This window comes from Pedobacter africanus (assembly GCF_040548825.1).
GTDB classification, from domain to species: Bacteria; Bacteroidota; Bacteroidia; order Sphingobacteriales; family Sphingobacteriaceae; genus Pedobacter; species Pedobacter africanus_A.
Genome location: NZ_JBEPSL010000001.1, coordinates 1478280 through 1495526, shown reverse-complemented (window position 1 = coordinate 1495526; position 17247 = coordinate 1478280). Strand labels below are relative to the sequence as shown.

The window sequence follows — 17247 nt, the reverse complement described above, 5'->3', positions numbered from 1 at the left end:
TAACAATTTCTGCCGTAGCCTCAGGCATTAAATCCGCCATCAATGGTAAGGGCCGTTCCGGTAATGTATTTGCCTTCTTCACTGGCCAGAAAGGCAACCAGGCCCGCCACATCATCACCGGTACCGTATTGCTTTAAGGCCATCCTGCTTCTTAAAAAGTCGGCCAGTTCGGTATTTGCGGGGTTCATGTCGGTATCAATAGGGCCAGGCTGAACCAGGTTTACAGTGATATCCTTTGAGCCAAGATCACGTGCCAGCCCTTTGGTAAAACCAGTCAGGGCCGATTTGCTCATGGCATACAGGGTAGCATTTGGTCCGGTGGCATTGTCGGCCATGTTACTGCCAATGGTGATGATCCTTCCGCCCGCCGGTATATGTTTAACAGCAGCCAGCGCAGCGGCATATACCGCACGCACATTAACAGCCATCACCTCCTCATAATCTTCCATTGTATGCGCTTCAAAAGCCTTTCCAATATAAATGCCGGCATTGTTCACCAGGATATCTATATGTCCGAATTCGGCAATGGTTTTGCCAACTGCACCGGCAAGTTCCTGTGGAAGGGCGTTGTCGGCCTTTAACGCTAAAGCCTTCCCTCCTGCGGCGTTAATCTGAGCGGCAATCTTTTCCGATTGTTCTGCAGATTTGGAATAAGTGAGTACCACAGCTGCACCTTCTGCTGCCAGTCTTTTTGTAATGTTAGCGCCCATTCCCCGGCCACCGCCGGTTACCAGGGCTACTTTGTTTTCTAAACGTTTCATATACATCATAATTTGATGATCAAAAGTAGATACTCTGCTGTATATTTGTAAGTACAGATGAAATTGTTAGGTACTAACAAAACAGTAAGAAATGAGAAAAAATACTTCTACGAACGCTTTGAATGAAAAGCAGATCAACGACAGTTGCGGCATGGCTTATTCCCTATCGGTAATTGGGGGCAGATGGAAGCCAGCCATTTTATGCAGGTTATTGTATGGAAAGATGCGTTACAGCGATTTAAAAAACTCGATCGTCAACATATCGGAACGCATGCTGGTATCGCAATTGCGCGAGCTGGAAGCAGATAAAGTAGTCAGAAGAATTGTTCATCCGGTGGTTCCTCCACATGTAGATTATGAAATAACTGAACTGGGTTTAACCATGAAGCCTATGTTAAGGGCCATGTCTGACTGGGGAAACATGCACAGAAGCAAAGTGCAGGGTACTGAAGAAAATATAAAGGATGATTTTTTGCTGCAAACGCAATAATTAACCGCAACAAACGTATTTATTATTGAGAACATTAGATTAGATGGGCGGGACCGATCATTGTTGATCTGTCCCGCTATTTTTTTAATGCCCTCCGGCTACGCTTTCCACCTTAACATTGCCCAGTTTCCTGGAGCAATAAAACCCAAAGAATGCGATGTACAGATAACCCAGCGCCGGCACAAAGAAAGAATGGTGTATCCCCATGCTGTCTGCAAACGCTCCCTGTACCAGCGGCAGCAAGGCCCCGCCTAAAATAGCCATCACCAATAATGATGAACCCTGACTGGTGTATTTGCCTAATCCGTGGATAGACAGTGTAAATATGTTCGACCACATGATTGAATTGAACAAACCTACGCTCAGGATGGTCCACATGGCAAAAGAACCAGCATTAACGATGGTCAGCAAAACCAGTATCACGTTAACCAGCGCAAACACCATAAGTGTACGGGCCGGTGCTGCTTTTCCTATAAAAAAGCCAAGCAGGTTGATGGCCATAAACACCAGAAACATAGTGATCTGGGCAAAGCTGAGGTCGACAATAGAAAAAATCAGCAGAAAAACTGCTGCAGCGGCAGCTACCATAAAACCTATTTTTTTAACACCGGATATGCTTTGGTTCAGGGAAATTGCCCCCAGAAAACGCCCGATCATGGAACCACCCCAATATAAGGCGAGGTAGTTTTTACTGACCGATTCGGGGATGCCCATAATTTCCGGAAGCGCCAGGAAGTTGATGATGAAACTGCCTATACACACTTCTGCGCCTACGTAAAAGAATATACCTAAAATACCCAATTTCAACTGCGGGAATTGCAAGGCACCAAGGCCTTTTTCTGTATGTTCTTCAGATTTAAATTCGGGCAGCTTAATGATATACAAACATATGGCAAGTAATATAAATATCCCGGTAAAGATAATGTAAGGCATTTCTGTTGCCCTGGCAGTGATTTTGCCATCTTCAGCAAAAAACTCAAATATCAGAAAGCCCCCAACTACCGGGGCAATGGTTGTACCTAATGAGTTAAAAGCCTGTGCAAGATTTAAACGGCTGGAGGCTCCTTCCGGCTTTCCCAATAACGATACATAGGGGTTAGCCGCAATCTGCAACAGGGTAAAACCCAGTCCGAGTATAAACAAAGCACTTAAAAAGAGACCATACGCCGAAAATACAGCTGCAGGATAAAACAAGAAACAGCCAATGGCCGCTATAAATAAGCCCAGCAACATCCCGTTCTTGTACCCTATCTTGTTGATCGGATCTCCCCAAAGGTAAGAGGTCACAAAATAAATCACTGAACCGATAAAATAGGCACCAAAGAAGCAAAACTGTACCAGCATCGACTGCAGGTAGGTTAGGTTAAATAATTCTTTCAGGTGTGGAATAAGCACATCATTCATGCAGGTAATGAATCCCCACATAAAAAAAAGTGTGGTCAAAGTTGCAAAGGGAATGGTGTAACTGTTATTTTCAGTCTTGTTAATCATAATCTGGTTAGTTTTTGCACTGACACAAATATGATAAATATTTCCACAAAACAAAGTGTAAGAAATACACCATAAAATATGGCCAGCCAAATATTAATTCCTATTTTTAAAAAACATTGTTAACGACTATGAACTTAAAAATCGGCTTACCGCTTTTTGTATCTTTTGCATTCCTGCTTGCAAACCCATCTTCAGCCCAAAAAGGCTGGACCAATCTTTTCAACGGAAAAGACCTGAAAGACTGGAACATTAAAATCGCGAAACACGATTATAAGGAGAACTATGCCAATACTTTTCGTGTGGAAGACGGTCTGATGAAAGTACGTTACGATGGTTATGAAAATTTTGATCAGCAATATGGTCATATTTATTATAAAAAGCCCTACTCTTATTACCTTCTGGAAGTAACCTATCGTTTTGTTGGCGAGCAGGCCAAAGGTGGCGAAGGCTGGGCTTTAAGGAACAGCGGGGCAATGCTGCATTGCCAGGCCCCGGAGACGATCCTGAAGAACCAGGACTTTCCGATTTCCGTTGAAGCGCAGATCCTGGGCGGCGATGGCAAACGTGAACGCCATACCAGCAATGTATGTACGCCCGGTACACAGATCGTTTACGGCGAAAAGCCATTTACAGCGCATTGCCTGGATTCAAAATCAAAAACCTATGCGGGCGACCAATGGGTTACTGCCCGGTTCCTGGTGCTGGGAGATTCTGTAATTAAACATGTCATTGAAAAAGAAGTAGTACTGGAATACACCAAACCTCAAATAGGTGGCGGCAACGTAAGTAACTACGATCCTAAAATAAAAGAGGATGGCAAAATGCTCAGCAGCGGTTATATTTCCCTGCAAAGCGAAAGCCATCCTATTGATTTTAAAACGGTAAGAATATTTGACCTGGCACCTTATGCAAAAGATCAGGCGAAGCTGGATAAGCTGATAAAAAAGCTCCTTCCCTTAAACCAGCAATAAGGATTAAACCCTTAGCAAGCCTCTGAAGCCTCTGGCAGCATAATAAGATTCCGCTCCGTTATGGTAGATGAAAATCCGGCCATAACGGTAATCTCCAAAAATGGCTCCGCCATGGTTTCTGACATCTGCAGGTGTCTTTACCCAGCTTGATGTTTTGGTATCAAACTTTCCAAACTGCTGCAATTCCCGGTATTGTTCTTCATCTAAAATTTCTATGCCCATGGCTGCCGCAGCCTCCATCGCGCTGCTTTCAGGCTTATGTTCTTTCCTTGATTCCCATGCAGGCCTGTCGTAGCAAAGACTTCTGCGGCCTTTTGGACTTTCTGCAGCGCAGTCGTAAAATATGTACTCAGCTGTATTTTGATCGTAACCTACCACATCCGGTTCACCGCCTGTGATTTCCATATCGTCGAGCGACCATAGCTTTTCCGGATTGGCATCCAGTTTGGCCTGTACTTTTGCCCATTCCAGATCTTTATGACGGTTCATGTTTTTCTCAAAACGTTCTTTCAATGTTTTGAGTAATTCTTCGCGCTGCTCGGGCAGCAGTTCTTTTTTATTGCGTTTCATAAGGTTATGTTTTAAAGGTTAACCAGGCCCGTTTTCCTGTCGGCCGGCCTGAAATACCAGGATACAAAAGTCAGCACCAGTAATAATACCGGGCCAAAAAAATCTTTGGCAGCATCGCCAATGGCGAAATGAGAAAATACTGCACCCGACATGGCAAAGAAAAAGCCTGCATAGGCCCATTCTTTTACCAGGGCAAATTTCGGAACGAGTATGGCTATTACGCCTAAAATTTTCCAGACACCGAGTATGGTCAGCATGTATACCGGATAGCCCAGTTTTGCCATCATACCTACTTCCTCCTTCATTTTAAGCAATTGCACAATTCCGGTCGAAAGCATGCCCAATGCCAGCCAGAGGGTTGCAATCCAATAGATGATTTTGTTTCTTTTTGTCATGATGTATTATTTTAATTTGCTTAAGGTCTCTTCCAACTTATTATGGGCCATATTGATGCCCTGGGTAAATGGCATCTGCAGCAGCTGGTCCCTCAGTTCAACCGATTTATAGATGACATGCATTTTTAGCTTACTGGTATCTTCGGTCAGTTTTTCAAATTCCAAGAATTCGAGCCAGACAGCAAAAGGTGTGTTTTCCATTTCAAAGGTGCGTATGATGCGCTGGTTTGGACTGAACTCATGGATAACCCCATTGAACCCATGTTTATTGCCTCTGGGATCTGTGGTTTCAAACTGGTAACCGCCATGTTTTTTGTTTTCCAGCTTCAGCACTTTTGTACCCATCCATTGTTCTACAATTTCAGGTTCTTCATAGGCTTTAAACAGCAATTCCAGCGGCAAGTCAAACTCCCTTGTAATTACCAGTTCCTGTTTGCCGTCACTGGCATCAATTTTAGTCTTCATTTCCATATCATTTACCTTTATAGTGTTTCATAATTGCTTCCAGTTTGTTAAACCGCTCATCCCACATCTGGCGGAATGGTTCAATAAAATCAGCTACTTCTTTCATTTTTTTTGCATTAATGTAATAGTAATTCTCCCTGCCATTTTGTTGCTGTTCCAGCAATTCGCACTCCGTAAGGATCTGCAGGTGCTTTGAAACTGTTGGCCTGGCAGTATCGAAGTTGGCGGCAATTGCCCCTGCTGTCATTGCCTGCGAAGCCACCAGCATTAGTATTGCCCTTCTTGTCGGATCGGCTATGGCCTGAAATACATCCCGTCTTAAATTCATTATGTAGTCATTTGACTACAAATATATATGTAGCTATTTAACTACGCAAATTTTAATTGATATTTTTTTAGCAGGCTGCAATGGTGTGTGTATTCAGACTGCGTTTTATCCATCATAAAGACTGCCGAAATTTCTTGTAAAATATCCGAAAAGTTCACCCTGCTTATTTGTATTGGAATACCGAACTTTAAAAATTAATTCTATAAAACTTGTGACATGCAGAATAGCGGAAACAAACGTGCTGAGCAAATAGCCAAACAATACTTTACTTTTTTAGACCAGCATGTTGAAGATGTAAGTCAGGGCAATGCTACTGATTTTTTGGAGTTGAATCAGATTGCAAATGCTTTACACATTTCTCATTCCCATCTTTCCGACACTATACAAAAATCAACCGGACATCATCCGTGTCATTTCTATGACCTTAAAATTGTGGAAAAAGCGAAATCACTCTTAATAGAAACTGATTTATCTATTGCTTTCATTGCTAAAAAACTAACATACGACCCGTCCAATTTTTCTAAATTCTTTAAAAAATTCACCGGACAAACTGCAGGGGAATTTAGAAAGCAACAAAAACCAAATAACTTCAAAAGTTCCGAAAAGTTCACCACGAAATAAATAAATCACTTCCAGACCTTTATATTATTTAATAAACAACTAAATATATATACCATGTCAAGAAATGATTTAAAAGGAAAAGTAGTTCTAATTGCAGGTGGTGCAAAAAATTTAGGCGGGTTACTGAGCCGTACTTTTGCATCAAAAGGCGCAAAAGTAGCTGTTCACTATAACAGCAACAGTACAAAGGCAGACGCAGAGCAAACATTGGCAGACATTACCGATAGCGGTGGTGAAGCTTTTTTGTTTCAAGCTGATTTAACTAAAATAGAAAATATTGCGGCGCTTTTTGAAGCAGCAAAAGAAAAGTTTGGCTGTATCGATATTGCAATCAACACGGTAGGAATGGTATTGAAAAAACCTTTCCTGGAGACGACAGAAGCTGAATACGACACCATGTTTAACATCAATTCAAAAGTAGCATATTTCTTTATTCAAGAAGCTGGAAAACATTTAAACGAGAACGGGAAAATCAATACTATCGTAACCTCTTTACTGGCAGCTTACACAGGCTTGTATTCTACTTATGCCGGTGCAAAAGCGCCCGTTGAACATTTTACAAGAATGGCATCAAAAGAATTCGGGGGTCGCGGCATTTCGGTTACAGCAGTTGCGCCAGGCCCTATGGATACGCCATTTTTTTATGGACAAGAAGCACCGGAAGCAGTCGCCTATCACAAATCTGCATCTGCTTTGGGGGGATTGACCGACATTAAAGACATTGCGCCATTGGTAGAATTTTTAGTAACCGATGGATGGTGGATTACGGGACAAACCATTTTTGCAAATGGTGGTTACACAACAAGGTAGTTAACTATCATGAAATTTTAGCGAGTACCTGGTCTCTGCGGTTTGACAAGGTACCGCTCACTTCAATTGTCTGTATATCAAAATCCCCAATCCAATCATATAATAAATCATTAACCCGGCTTCTCAGTTTTGGAAGATCTGTCTGATGGATGGGTATCAGATCTGGTTCCTCTATTGGAACAAACACAAGAAGATCAATTCCAGCAATGACTGTTTGAGCTGTTTCATATGGCAATTCAATATTCCTGCCTGGGTCGATAACATGCAGATAGGCTAAAATATCAATGGCACATCTGTCAAATATCACATTATCTTCACTTCTGGAAACCAGGTTGGCCGAATAATTAAACTGTTCCAAAAAATCTTCAGCAACGGGGGGTTCTGAGAATTCATACCCCGATGCTTCCAGTTGATAGTATGGTTCCATTTCAAGTGTATACCCGGGCAGATTCATTTGGAGTTCTTCCGCCAGGGTTGATTTGCCCACCCTGTGAGCACCAACTATTGCAATTCTCATAGTTTAACCCATTACTTTCTTACAGATACTTTTTAATTGAATGTCGCCAAAACCATAAACAAGGAAACCACCATTTAAAACATTATACACCATGATTTTGAGGTTCTGGCTTATTTATATTGCAGCTATAAAGATATAAAAAATGGCAAACGAAAAGAGCGCATCTTACCCGGATGAACAAGTTCGCTATTGTCACCCAGATTAATCAACTTTAATATGCATAGTGATCCATTCCTGAAGCTTGTATGCATGATAAGAACGTGGATACGTGATTATCATCTCTTTGGTTTTCCGGTCCTCAGTAACAGAAAAATGCGAAATATCTAACCTGCCCTTCAATTTGTCTTCTTCCTGCCAGGTATCCAGCACCAATAAAGTACTTTCTTTTAATCTCAGATTTTTTGTATCCAGTTCGATACAGACAAGTGGCCACCTGGGCAGATTTCCCTCGTTATTTTCCTTAGTCATATTTCCTATCCAAAAACACCGGCCATTGGAGTGTTTAAATAATGTAGACATAGAAGAAGGAGAATACAGTTCTTTTCCATCTTCAAACCTCAGTGGTTCCGGCTTGCTCCAATGCCTACCTTCATTTTTTGAAACCGACAACCATTTATAGCCTGGCAATGTGTAATTTTTACTCCCTTTTTGCTCATTACTGCCCCGCATCACCATAACTAAATGACCGTTGTCGAGTTCCATAAGCGTTGGCTCTATCATGCCTCTGGTTGAGCGTTTGGGATCGCCTGTTATATGCGCAGACATTTCCCATGCAATGCTATTGTCTTTTACCCAGCTTCCGATCAGTACCACTGCATCGGTATAGGTATGGCCATTGCCGGGATTAAACAGTTCTCCGTCGGATCCTGAGATGGTAGTTTGCGCAGGCAAAAGAATTTTTCCGTTTCTGGTAATGATGGGCCTTGATCCCCTATCCCCTATATAGATTGCATTTTTTCCGATAGAAACGCCGGGAAAAGGATTTTTCGCTGTAAAATCACCTTGTTGAATAATGGGTTTATCAAACTTCCAGGTTTTCCCTTCATCATCCGACACCCGATACCTCAGGTAATAGGATTTTTGCGCTACAGGAGGTTCCCGGATACCTGGATTTAAATTTTCGAGGTCCAGGGCATTTAAGAAAGCGATCATTCTGTGTCGACGGTTATCAAGTATGGATACCATCAGGTCTCTGCGAAAACCAAACGGGAGTTCAAGTGAAAAATCAGGTGTCATTGGAGAATTTTCCCAGCTTTCCCCGTTATCCGTAGATATAAAATTTCCGGACCGCAAGTTTAGTGTATTGTTATCGGTGTACACGCTCCCGTGCAAATGAGGCATATCTTTGCTAACCGCTCTGCTTAGTATTTTAAGTGTAGCACTATGCTGCGCCTGCAGATTTAAAGTAAAAAAAATAAGGCACAGGGTGCTGAACCTTAAGCACATTTTTATTCGGATGATCACATAGTTAAAAGAAAAGCTGTTCATTATAAATCGGTAACGTTACCGAAGTTAAGAAGTATTTTTATATTAAGTAATTAAAATGTTAAAGTCGGATACTTTTATTGGAAGATTTTTGTCGATTTCCGTTATGGTATCTCTGATGTTGTTAATCCAAATTTCTGTTTGAACGAAAAATAAAAATGGGACAGATTCTCAAACCCTAAGTCCAAATAAAAATCTACCGGCTTTTGTTTTTTATGTTTGATGAGATAATATGCTTCATCCAACCGTTTCCCGCGAAGCCATATGCTGGGTGTTGTACCAAACGCTTTCGCAAAATCCCGCTTAAATCCGGAAAGACTTCTTCCTGTGAGTTTCGAAAAAGCATCCACAGATACATTGAACATGTAATTCTGGTTCATGTATTCCACCAGATCGATTTTAAAGGGTTCAGAAAAATCGAACAACAGATCTTTAAAGGCAGGTCTGATCTGTAACAACAACTCTATCGCTTCCCGGATTTTTAAATCGGCCAGCCTGGGTGTTGCTTCTTTGCTTTTATTGATGTAAGGCAACAGTGAAACAAAGTAATTCTGCAGGAAATCATTGGGTTCAAAAAATAATTTCTCTTTTCCTTCGTAACGGTTTTGGATAACGATTTTATTTTCGATCGCATACTGCTGTAAGGTTTCCTTGTCCAATGTAATGGAAAGGAATTGGTATTTTCCTTCTTTGGACGGGTACTTCATGGAACGGATCAATTGATTGCGTCTGACCAGAACAATGTTATTCTCGGTAACGATTGTTTTGCCCAAGGCATGATATGCGTGTGTTTCCCCGGATAACTGGATACCCAGGAAATGTTCGGGTATAAACTCTTCATGTCCCCTGTATTTTTCAAAAGCGCAGGAGTACACCAGTTTGTCAAAAATAATTTCACCATTTCCTTCCATTACACAAATATCTTAAATCTTCAGGGAAGTGCAGCAGCACCTTCGGTTGCAATTTCTTTGTCCTGTTCCACTGTTCCGCCCGAAGAGCCGATCGCACCGATGATATTACCGTCTTCATTCTTTAGAACTATACCGCCCCCTATCGTCAATAATCCATCATTTGAATTTATCATTCCATATCCGTGTACGTCCGCGCCGGCAATTATGGTTCCCATCACATCACTATCCACACCGAACATTACGGCTGTCCTTGCTTTCTTGAAGGCGAAATCTATCACACCGTAAACACTTTCCAGTCTTGCAAAAGCAACCAAATGTCCACCTGCATCTACAACTGCAATACTTACAGGAACGGCCAATGATTTCGCCTTTACTATTGCAGCGTTTAATACCTTAATTGCCTCATTATATGTTATGTTCATTTTTACTTCAATTTTTTTTTGTAAAAAAAGCACAGATCTTCAGCTGTGCTTTCTTAGTTCAATTTAGCTCTTGGCAGTCCAGGCATCTGCCTGTAATTGCTTAACAAAATTTTCCGTTTCTTTCGGATACACGTTTCTAAAGTTGGAATTATCATCCAATGCCACATCAACAATGCAATGAGCCATAGATTGTGGATCCAATTGGTTTGCCAGCGCTTCTGCGGTGCCGTCAAAAGCAGATGAAGGGGTGAAATTAGTTTCTGGATTGTACCAACGGAAAATGGTGTCCACGCCACGGTCGTTAAAACCAGTTCCAAAAATACCAGGATTACAAGTCGCTATTTTGATGTTAAATGGCGCTAACTCTGTTTTCAGACCTTCTGCTATTGAACCCATTGCATGTTTTGATGCACAATAAGCGGCAACATAAGGAACCGTCCATAATTCGCCCATAGAAGTAGTGAAAACAATTTTACCCGGTCTTTTTTCGTCAATAAATTTCTTGATAAAACCTTGTGCCAGTTCCAGCCCACCGAATACATTCACATCAAACATGGATCGGATTAAATCCAGTGGTTGTTCAGCAATCGGTCCGCCTTCCATAATTCCTGCATTGCTGATTAAAATATCGATGTCATACTTTTTTGTGATATAGGCAATGTCCCAGGAATTGGTGACGTCCAGTTTATCAACTGTCAATTCAATTTTTTGTTCTTTCGCCTCCCTTATCAGATCACTCATTTGCGGGTAAACCTGTGCGGTAGCAATCACTTTATGTCCTTTTTTTGCCAAATCAAATGCAGCTATTTTTCCAAAGCCGCTGGCAGCTCCAGTAATTAATATGGTCTTGCTCATACTATTTTGTTTAAATTTTATAAAACAAAATTGGGCTATTTAAGGACAAATCAACTTGCTGTAAAGTCCAATTTTATATTGCTCAAAAGTTCAACCAAATTGAGCGTTTCAAGTAGCAATTGAATGTTCCTGCCCGGGTTGATAACATGCAGGTAGGCTAAAATATCAATGACACATTTATTTACTCAGATTCAGCCTCAGGTTGAGTTCAAAACTGCCATTGGTATAGCTGCTTAAAGCAGAGCTCTGTGTAGTGTAGGTTCCGCTGATCAGGTATTTTTTTCTAAAGTCCATTCCTAGGCCAAAAGTCGCATTCTCCGTACTGTGGTACATCGCCAGCAAAAACACCTGCTTGTTGGCAATACCAAACTGTGCCCCCGCATCCCAGATGTTGTCAAAACCTTTTACACCCCTATAGGCTACTTTTGGCTCTACATCCATAACTTCGGCACCTTCACTGATTCCGATCTTATAACTTACTGCAGTATAAAAGGTAGCCACATCGGCCAGTTTGATCACATCCTTTTTCAATACACTTTTCAGATTCGGGATGGCTGCCTGAATGTTCAGCTGATCTGAAGTATAAGCAACACCAAAATCTCCGTCCAGGTAAGTTTTACGGCTATTGTACTGGCCTACTGTCGGATCATTAGGATTACCGTAGATATCAGCATTTTCTAAGCGCTGGCTCATAAAGCCCAGTGATACCCCAAAGTGCAATTGATGGCTGTTGTCATTCAGCTTCAGGTGATAGGCATAACTACCCAGTACTCTGGTCTGTCTTTGCAAACCCGCACTTTCGTTGTTTATCGTTAAACCCAGCCCAACTTTGTTAAAGCCATAATCAGCCGTCAGGTTTTGGGTCAAAGGGGAGCCAGGTACATTGCTCCATAGCTTACGGTAAGCAGCGTTCAGCTTTAAACCCTCACCTGCCCCCGCAAAGGCCGGGTTAATCAGGTATTGATTGATATAGTACTGAGAAGATAAAGGGCTTAACTGTGCTTTTACCGAGATTGTACAGACTATGCTAAGCATAATCAGTACCAAGGTTTTATATATGGTTTTCATCTCTCTTTTACTCTGGCCGGGTAAGAGTAATGAAACCACTGAAACTTGGCCTGCCCGTTCCAAAATTTATGGTATAATAATAAGTTCCTTCAGCCAGTGGCGCACCATTTAAGGTACCTTCCCAGCTGTTGTCGTAAGCTTTTTTACTATACATCAATCTTCCTGTACGATCAAAGATCTTCACCTCGTTATTCGGATAAAAGTCAATATGATCAATCACCCATTTGTCGTTTATCCCATCACCGTTTGGAGATAGGATGTTAGTCGCCCTGATCTTCACATCTCCCGGCACGATTAAGTTAATAGTGTTGCTTTCTGTATTGCCGCTGGCATTGGTAGCCGTTGCAAAATTCAATGGCTGAGCCCCACCTATCTGTACCCGGTGGCGTAAGCCATTGGTATCAAACGTAGCGGTAGCGGTATTCAGTACATAATCACCACTGCCGATCACAGGTAACCAACTGCTTCCATTATATTTTGAAATACCGAAAGGAGATGACGGGGTAAAACCACTGCCTCTCAGGCTTGCAGGAAAGCCAACACGAAACGTATAATTTCCATCTCCGCTTGTACGGATAACATGGTATGACGCATCTACAAACTGGCTCTTGTTTGCAACTATACCGCCATTTGGCAAACCATTAGCTGTAAGGCCCGTAAGTACACTCATTGTAAATTTGAATACAGCTCCTGAAGGTGGGGTAATGCGTACAGGCAGATAATTTCCGCCGTTTCCTAAAGGAATATCTCCCTGAGCAGTTGTTAATCCGGTTACTTTAACTTGCGCAATTGCACCGGAACTTGCTGAAGACATGGTGTTGATATAAGAAGTGTTATTTCCGCCTGAAACACTTGAAAAAATAAGCTCTGAAGTTTCCGGAATATTCAGCAGTCCCTTCTGCATATCCAGTTTCCCTATTGTCAGCACCGGGTTCAGTGTAACTCCAGCAGTTGAATTGACGATCATTTTATTGAGCGTTGCATCTTTAAAAGTATTGGCAGCAATGCTTCTTGCTATCGATGTAGCAGGAGAAACATTTACAAAACCTATAGTGCCATTGGTTGCATCAATTATGCCAGTACTGTTTAGCATAATAGCACCTGCAACATTCATTACGGCACCTAGCTTCAGTTTAAGGGTATTCCCAGCTTCAATACCCAGTGCGTTAAAAGTAACATTTCCGCCTATGAAACCGATATTATCAGGGCCATTGTTAAAATTTACTGTAAGTGATGAATTGGTGTTGTCATGAGCTACAGAGATGCAGTTAACGGTATCTTCTGCCAGCAGGTTGCCGCTGATATTCAATATACCTGTAACGGCTGTAGCAGCTCCCCCGGTATACACAGATGATCCTCTTTGAAAAGACACATCATTTGCTACACTTAAAGCAATTCCGTTATTTACTTTCAGAAAGGTCCCTGCTATAACTGTTGGTGCTGTGGTATAGCCGGTCCCTCCGCCACCAATACTTACCTGTGTAATGCCAACTTTTGCCGAAACAGCTGCTCCTGTACCATCTCCTGTAACAGACATAGTTGGTATGGAAGTATAGTTAGACCCTGAACTGGTTATCACAATATCTGTAATTTTACCACCACTCACTACTGCCGTAGCCGCTGCCCCGCTTCCGCCACCGCCGCTAAAAGTAACACTCGCAGAAGTATAGCCAGAACCCCGGTTTTTGATATCCGCACCTGTTACTTTTACTTTGCTAATCGTTGCAACAGCACTGGTAGAACCTGTAGCTTGTCCACCGTTAACAAAAGATAGAGCGGGAATACTGCTTAAATTACCTGGCTCTATAATGGTTAATGCTGATACTGCACCTGCATTGACCTGTGCCCTTAAAACAGCTCCAGTTCCTTCTCCAACCAGCAGGTTCTTTAAATTTCTATTGTTTGCCGCCAATGCACTTTGCCCATCCCTTATCAGCAAGTTAGTGGTTAATCCAAGGGCAGTTGAGGCGGTTACCCAATTTCCGTTTGTAAAAACTTCAAACTGTGCCGGGCTGCCCATACTACTGCTCAATCCTGTTGTCCGATAATCACCCGCAACAGGAACATATTTAAATGCATATTCATTAAACAACAATGATCCGTAGCCTGATAATATCGCAGTACCACTTTCTCCTCCATTGTCTTGCCTTATTTTTTCCACAACCATTTTGGTATATTTAACCGGCTCTCCGGACATCCCCAGTCTGTTTACATAATGATTGTAAACCAATTCATAAAATGGAAGAAACTCTCCCCTGTCTAAAGGAGAAATTACAGTTCCGTAATGATTTGTTGCATAGGGTACGCTATAACCTAAATTATATTGAGCGGTATATTCGGTTCCTAACAATAACCTGTTTGAATACAAACCATAAAGATCCGTATTTTGGTTATACCCTATTTCGCAAGCTTCCGCTAAGCCCCCTATGCCCATCTGGCTATGCTCCTGATCGCGGCCGCTTTCATAACACTGGCCGGTAGTGCCGGAAATATAATTGTACAATGTTCCAGAATAAGTATCATAATCAGTGTCATCCCCTGGCTTTGCCATCAAAAAATTGCGCCCTCTGGTGTAAATACCAGAGTCATTTATAAAAACCCCTATTCCCATCACAGTTTTGGTAATGGCCGTACTCCAATTCCCCGCATGCCCTACCTGGAAATCTTTAATTACCTCATAAAATTTATACCTGAACATAGATTCCGCCTGCAGTATATCTGCCGTACTCCAGTTTGAGTTTGTATAGCGTAGAATTTCCGCAGCATTAACAAAACCAAAACCATACCAAGCCGCACATAATTTGGCAGCGTCTCCAGTAATACTCTGCAAGGTACCTGACCAGGAGTTCAATATTGTTTTAGCAATAGTTGCATATCTCTGATCTCCTGTAATTACCCACAAAATTGCACACCTGTAAGCTCTCTGACTTTGGGCAGACATTGCCCTTGACTCCACGCTGGTTTCACCTCCGTAATTTCTCTCAACAATGGCATAAACAGGTTCCTGAACATAGCTTAGATCGTTATAGGCAAGCAATTTAGCGTATGTCGCTGCCCAGGGCTGTCGTTCCGTATTTGCATAAGTCTTTAACCTGGCCAGGCCAGTAGCATTGAACAGTATCCCGGGATGTACAAGTTGCGCTTGCGCATGTAAAACGCCAATCAACAAAAAAATAAATGCTAATCTCATAATGGTTATAATTTGGTTTATAGTCTAACATTTAATATTATAGTCTTTACCTTTCCACCAACTCTTTTACCGTATCTCCATAATAATCCACCTTATCTGCTTTCATTTTCGACAATCGGTACCATCTTTTAAAAGTGTTCACAAACACAATGAACATCAGCGCCATGGCTATGCAGGCCAGAAAAGCCAGTAAATACTGGCCTTTGGGCATGTACGTATTCACTACCTGCGCATAACCTGCCCAGAATGTGATGAGCGCCATAAACACCCCAGGTACAGCTGCACAAAGGGCGTACTTCTTCCTGTTCATACGGATGAGCATAGTAGTACAAACAATCAGGCCGCAGGCTGCCAGCAATTGGTTGCTGATCCCAAACAATGGCCAGATACTGCTTACGTTACCGGTATATACCAGGTAGCCCCAGGAAAAAGTAAACAGCAGACTGCTGATGATAATCCCCGGCGCCCAGTTCTTATCATTGAACCGGGGGATCGCTCTCCCTATCATCTCCTGTAAAAAGAACCTGCCTACCCTTGTGCCCGCATCAATTGCGGTGAGTATAAAAACCGCTTCAAACATGATGGCGAAATTGTACCAATAAGCCATCACATCATCCATATAGGGTATTTTATTAAATATATGCGCCATACCCACTGCAAGAGATACCGCCCCTCCGGTCCTTCCCTGCAGCTCTACCCCGATCTTCTCACTGAAGTAGGCCAGATCTGCAACCTTTAAATCCGGATTTTGGGCAATAAAGCTTTCGTACATCTCTTTGGGTGTATTGATGGCAAAATAATCTCCGGGAACTAAAGTACAGGCCGCTATCAGGGCCATCAATGCAACAAAACCTTCTACTAGCATGGCCCCATAACCTACAAACAGGATTTCCTTTTCGCTGCTCAGCATTTTCGGAGTTGTTCCTGTGGCAATAATGGCATGAAAACCAGAGATGGCTCCACAGGCAATTACAATAAAAATAAAAGGCAAAACAGGACCACCAATAACCGGACCGCCACCGCTCACGAATTGGGTAAATGCAGGCATCTGCAGTGTTGGATGTACAAATATCACTCCTACTGTAAGCATTAGGATAGTTCCTATTTTTAAATAGGTAGACAGGTAATCTCTTGGAACCAGCAATAACCAGACAGGTAATACGGAGGCTAAAAAGCCATACACTGTTATCGCTATGGATATGGTTTCTATATTCCAGTGAAAAATATGGCTGATGGCAGGGACCTGCATCAGTTCATGCCCGCCCACAATAGCGGCAATCAGCATGATCCCCCCAAAAATACTCGCCAGGGTAATGCTGTTTTTCCGGTAGCGCATCATCAGGCCCATGATCACCGCAATGGGCATGGTTGCAATTACGGTAAATAAAGACCAGGAAGCTTCATGCATGGCGCTGATACAGGCTAATGAAAGGCCCGCCAGGGTAAGGATAAGGATAAAAAGGATAGCTATTCCTGCAATTAAACCGGTACCTGTGCCGATCTCTTTCCCTGCTATGGTAGCCAGGCTTTCTCCTTTATGCCTCACTGATGCAAAGAGTACAACCATATCATGCACCCCGCCGCCCAATACGCAGCCTATCAAAATCCATAATGTTCCCGGCAGGTAGCCAAACTGGGCCGCCAGCACCGGGCCTACCAAAGGTCCGGCGGCAGCTATGGCTGCAAAATGATGGCCAAACAATACATTCCTGTTGGTGGCCACATAATCTTTCCCATCTGAAAATTCTATGGCAGGGGTTACATTTCCCGCATTGAGCCTTAATACTTTGCCGGCCAGGAAAATACCGTAAAATCTATAGGCAATGGCAAATACCAATAAGGCAATAAAAACTAAGGTGAGGGCGTTAACCCCATTAAAAAAATCCATGTTTAATTA

General features: G+C 42.3%; 18 protein-coding genes. 4 read left to right on the top strand and 14 right to left on the bottom strand.

Annotated elements, in window-relative coordinates; all coding sequences use genetic code 11:
- Positions 1 to 20: 20 nt before the first annotated feature.
- Positions 21 to 761: an SDR family NAD(P)-dependent oxidoreductase gene (locus ABIE26_RS06150; RefSeq protein ID WP_310138891.1), complete on the bottom strand. Its 741-nt coding sequence runs from the start codon at positions 759 to 761 to the stop codon at positions 21 to 23.
- A gap of 91 nt (positions 762 to 852) precedes the next feature.
- Here ABIE26_RS06150 and ABIE26_RS06145 point away from each other — a divergent pair, with 91 nt between their 5' ends.
- On the top strand, positions 853 to 1251 hold the full coding sequence (locus tag ABIE26_RS06145; RefSeq protein WP_310138895.1) for a winged helix-turn-helix transcriptional regulator: 399 nt from the start codon (positions 853 to 855) through the stop codon (positions 1249 to 1251).
- 84 nt (positions 1252 to 1335) lie between these two features.
- Here ABIE26_RS06145 and ABIE26_RS06140 read toward each other — a convergent pair whose 3' ends face one another.
- Positions 1336 to 2742 carry a sugar MFS transporter gene (locus ABIE26_RS06140; RefSeq protein WP_310138898.1) on the bottom strand — a complete coding sequence of 469 codons (1407 nt, stop codon included), beginning with the start codon at positions 2740 to 2742 and terminating at the stop codon, positions 1336 to 1338.
- 128 nt (positions 2743 to 2870) lie between these two features.
- Here ABIE26_RS06140 and ABIE26_RS06135 point away from each other — a divergent pair, with 128 nt between their 5' ends.
- Positions 2871 to 3713 (top strand): 3-keto-disaccharide hydrolase, encoded by an 843-nt coding sequence (locus tag ABIE26_RS06135; RefSeq protein ID WP_310138899.1) that lies wholly within the window; start codon positions 2871 to 2873, stop codon positions 3711 to 3713.
- Between the two features lie 3 nt (positions 3714 to 3716).
- Here ABIE26_RS06135 and ABIE26_RS06130 read toward each other — a convergent pair whose 3' ends face one another.
- The 4 genes from ABIE26_RS06130 to ABIE26_RS06115 are packed head-to-tail and all read right to left on the bottom strand — an operon-like array spanning position 3717 to position 5471.
- Positions 3717 to 4283: a DUF4256 domain-containing protein gene (locus tag ABIE26_RS06130; protein ID WP_310138900.1), complete on the bottom strand. Its 567-nt coding sequence runs from the start codon at positions 4281 to 4283 to the stop codon at positions 3717 to 3719.
- A gap of 11 nt (positions 4284 to 4294) precedes the next feature.
- Complete coding sequence (locus ABIE26_RS06125; RefSeq protein ID WP_310138902.1) at positions 4295 to 4678, bottom strand: DoxX family protein; 384 nt, start codon at positions 4676 to 4678, stop codon at positions 4295 to 4297.
- 6 nt (positions 4679 to 4684) lie between these two features.
- Positions 4685 to 5143: an SRPBCC domain-containing protein gene (locus ABIE26_RS06120; RefSeq protein ID WP_310138903.1), complete on the bottom strand. Its 459-nt coding sequence runs from the start codon at positions 5141 to 5143 to the stop codon at positions 4685 to 4687.
- A gap of 7 nt (positions 5144 to 5150) precedes the next feature.
- On the bottom strand, positions 5151 to 5471 hold the full coding sequence (locus ABIE26_RS06115) for an ArsR/SmtB family transcription factor (RefSeq protein ID WP_310138906.1): 321 nt from the start codon (positions 5469 to 5471) through the stop codon (positions 5151 to 5153).
- A 216-nt stretch (positions 5472 to 5687) separates the two neighbouring features.
- Between ABIE26_RS06115 and ABIE26_RS06110 the strand changes: the two genes are divergently transcribed.
- Both ABIE26_RS06110 and ABIE26_RS06105 read left to right on the top strand, forming a co-directional pair.
- Entirely contained in the window at positions 5688 to 6092 is a 405-nt protein-coding gene (locus ABIE26_RS06110; RefSeq protein WP_310138909.1) for a helix-turn-helix domain-containing protein, read from the top strand.
- 54 nt (positions 6093 to 6146) lie between these two features.
- On the top strand, positions 6147 to 6902 hold the full coding sequence (locus ABIE26_RS06105; RefSeq protein ID WP_310138911.1) for an SDR family oxidoreductase: 756 nt from the start codon (positions 6147 to 6149) through the stop codon (positions 6900 to 6902).
- A gap of 7 nt (positions 6903 to 6909) precedes the next feature.
- Here ABIE26_RS06105 and ABIE26_RS06100 read toward each other — a convergent pair whose 3' ends face one another.
- The 8 genes from ABIE26_RS06100 to ABIE26_RS06065 all read right to left on the bottom strand — a co-directional run bounded on the left by ABIE26_RS06100 (position 6910) and on the right by ABIE26_RS06065 (position 17238).
- Positions 6910 to 7419: an AAA family ATPase gene (locus tag ABIE26_RS06100; protein WP_310138913.1), complete on the bottom strand. Its 510-nt coding sequence runs from the start codon at positions 7417 to 7419 to the stop codon at positions 6910 to 6912.
- Positions 7420 to 7620: 201 nt separating this feature from the next.
- Positions 7621 to 8907, bottom strand: coding sequence for a sialidase family protein (locus tag ABIE26_RS06095; protein ID WP_310138915.1), 1287 nt, complete (start codon positions 8905 to 8907; stop codon positions 7621 to 7623).
- A 101-nt stretch (positions 8908 to 9008) separates the two neighbouring features.
- Entirely contained in the window at positions 9009 to 9815 is an 807-nt protein-coding gene (locus ABIE26_RS06090) for a helix-turn-helix domain-containing protein (protein ID WP_310138917.1), read from the bottom strand.
- 20 nt (positions 9816 to 9835) lie between these two features.
- Positions 9836 to 10237, bottom strand: coding sequence for a GlcG/HbpS family heme-binding protein (locus tag ABIE26_RS06085; protein ID WP_310138919.1), 402 nt, complete (start codon positions 10235 to 10237; stop codon positions 9836 to 9838).
- A gap of 63 nt (positions 10238 to 10300) precedes the next feature.
- Complete coding sequence (locus ABIE26_RS06080) at positions 10301 to 11092, bottom strand: SDR family oxidoreductase (protein WP_310138920.1); 792 nt, start codon at positions 11090 to 11092, stop codon at positions 10301 to 10303.
- A gap of 177 nt (positions 11093 to 11269) precedes the next feature.
- Positions 11270 to 12160 (bottom strand): PorP/SprF family type IX secretion system membrane protein, encoded by an 891-nt coding sequence (locus ABIE26_RS06075; protein WP_310138921.1) that lies wholly within the window; start codon positions 12158 to 12160, stop codon positions 11270 to 11272.
- Positions 12161 to 12167: 7 nt separating this feature from the next.
- Complete coding sequence (locus tag ABIE26_RS06070; RefSeq protein WP_310138923.1) at positions 12168 to 15350, bottom strand: gliding motility-associated C-terminal domain-containing protein; 3183 nt, start codon at positions 15348 to 15350, stop codon at positions 12168 to 12170.
- Between the two features lie 46 nt (positions 15351 to 15396).
- Entirely contained in the window at positions 15397 to 17238 is a 1842-nt protein-coding gene (locus ABIE26_RS06065; RefSeq protein ID WP_310138924.1) for a carbon starvation CstA family protein, read from the bottom strand.
- Positions 17239 to 17247: the final 9 nt, after the last annotated feature.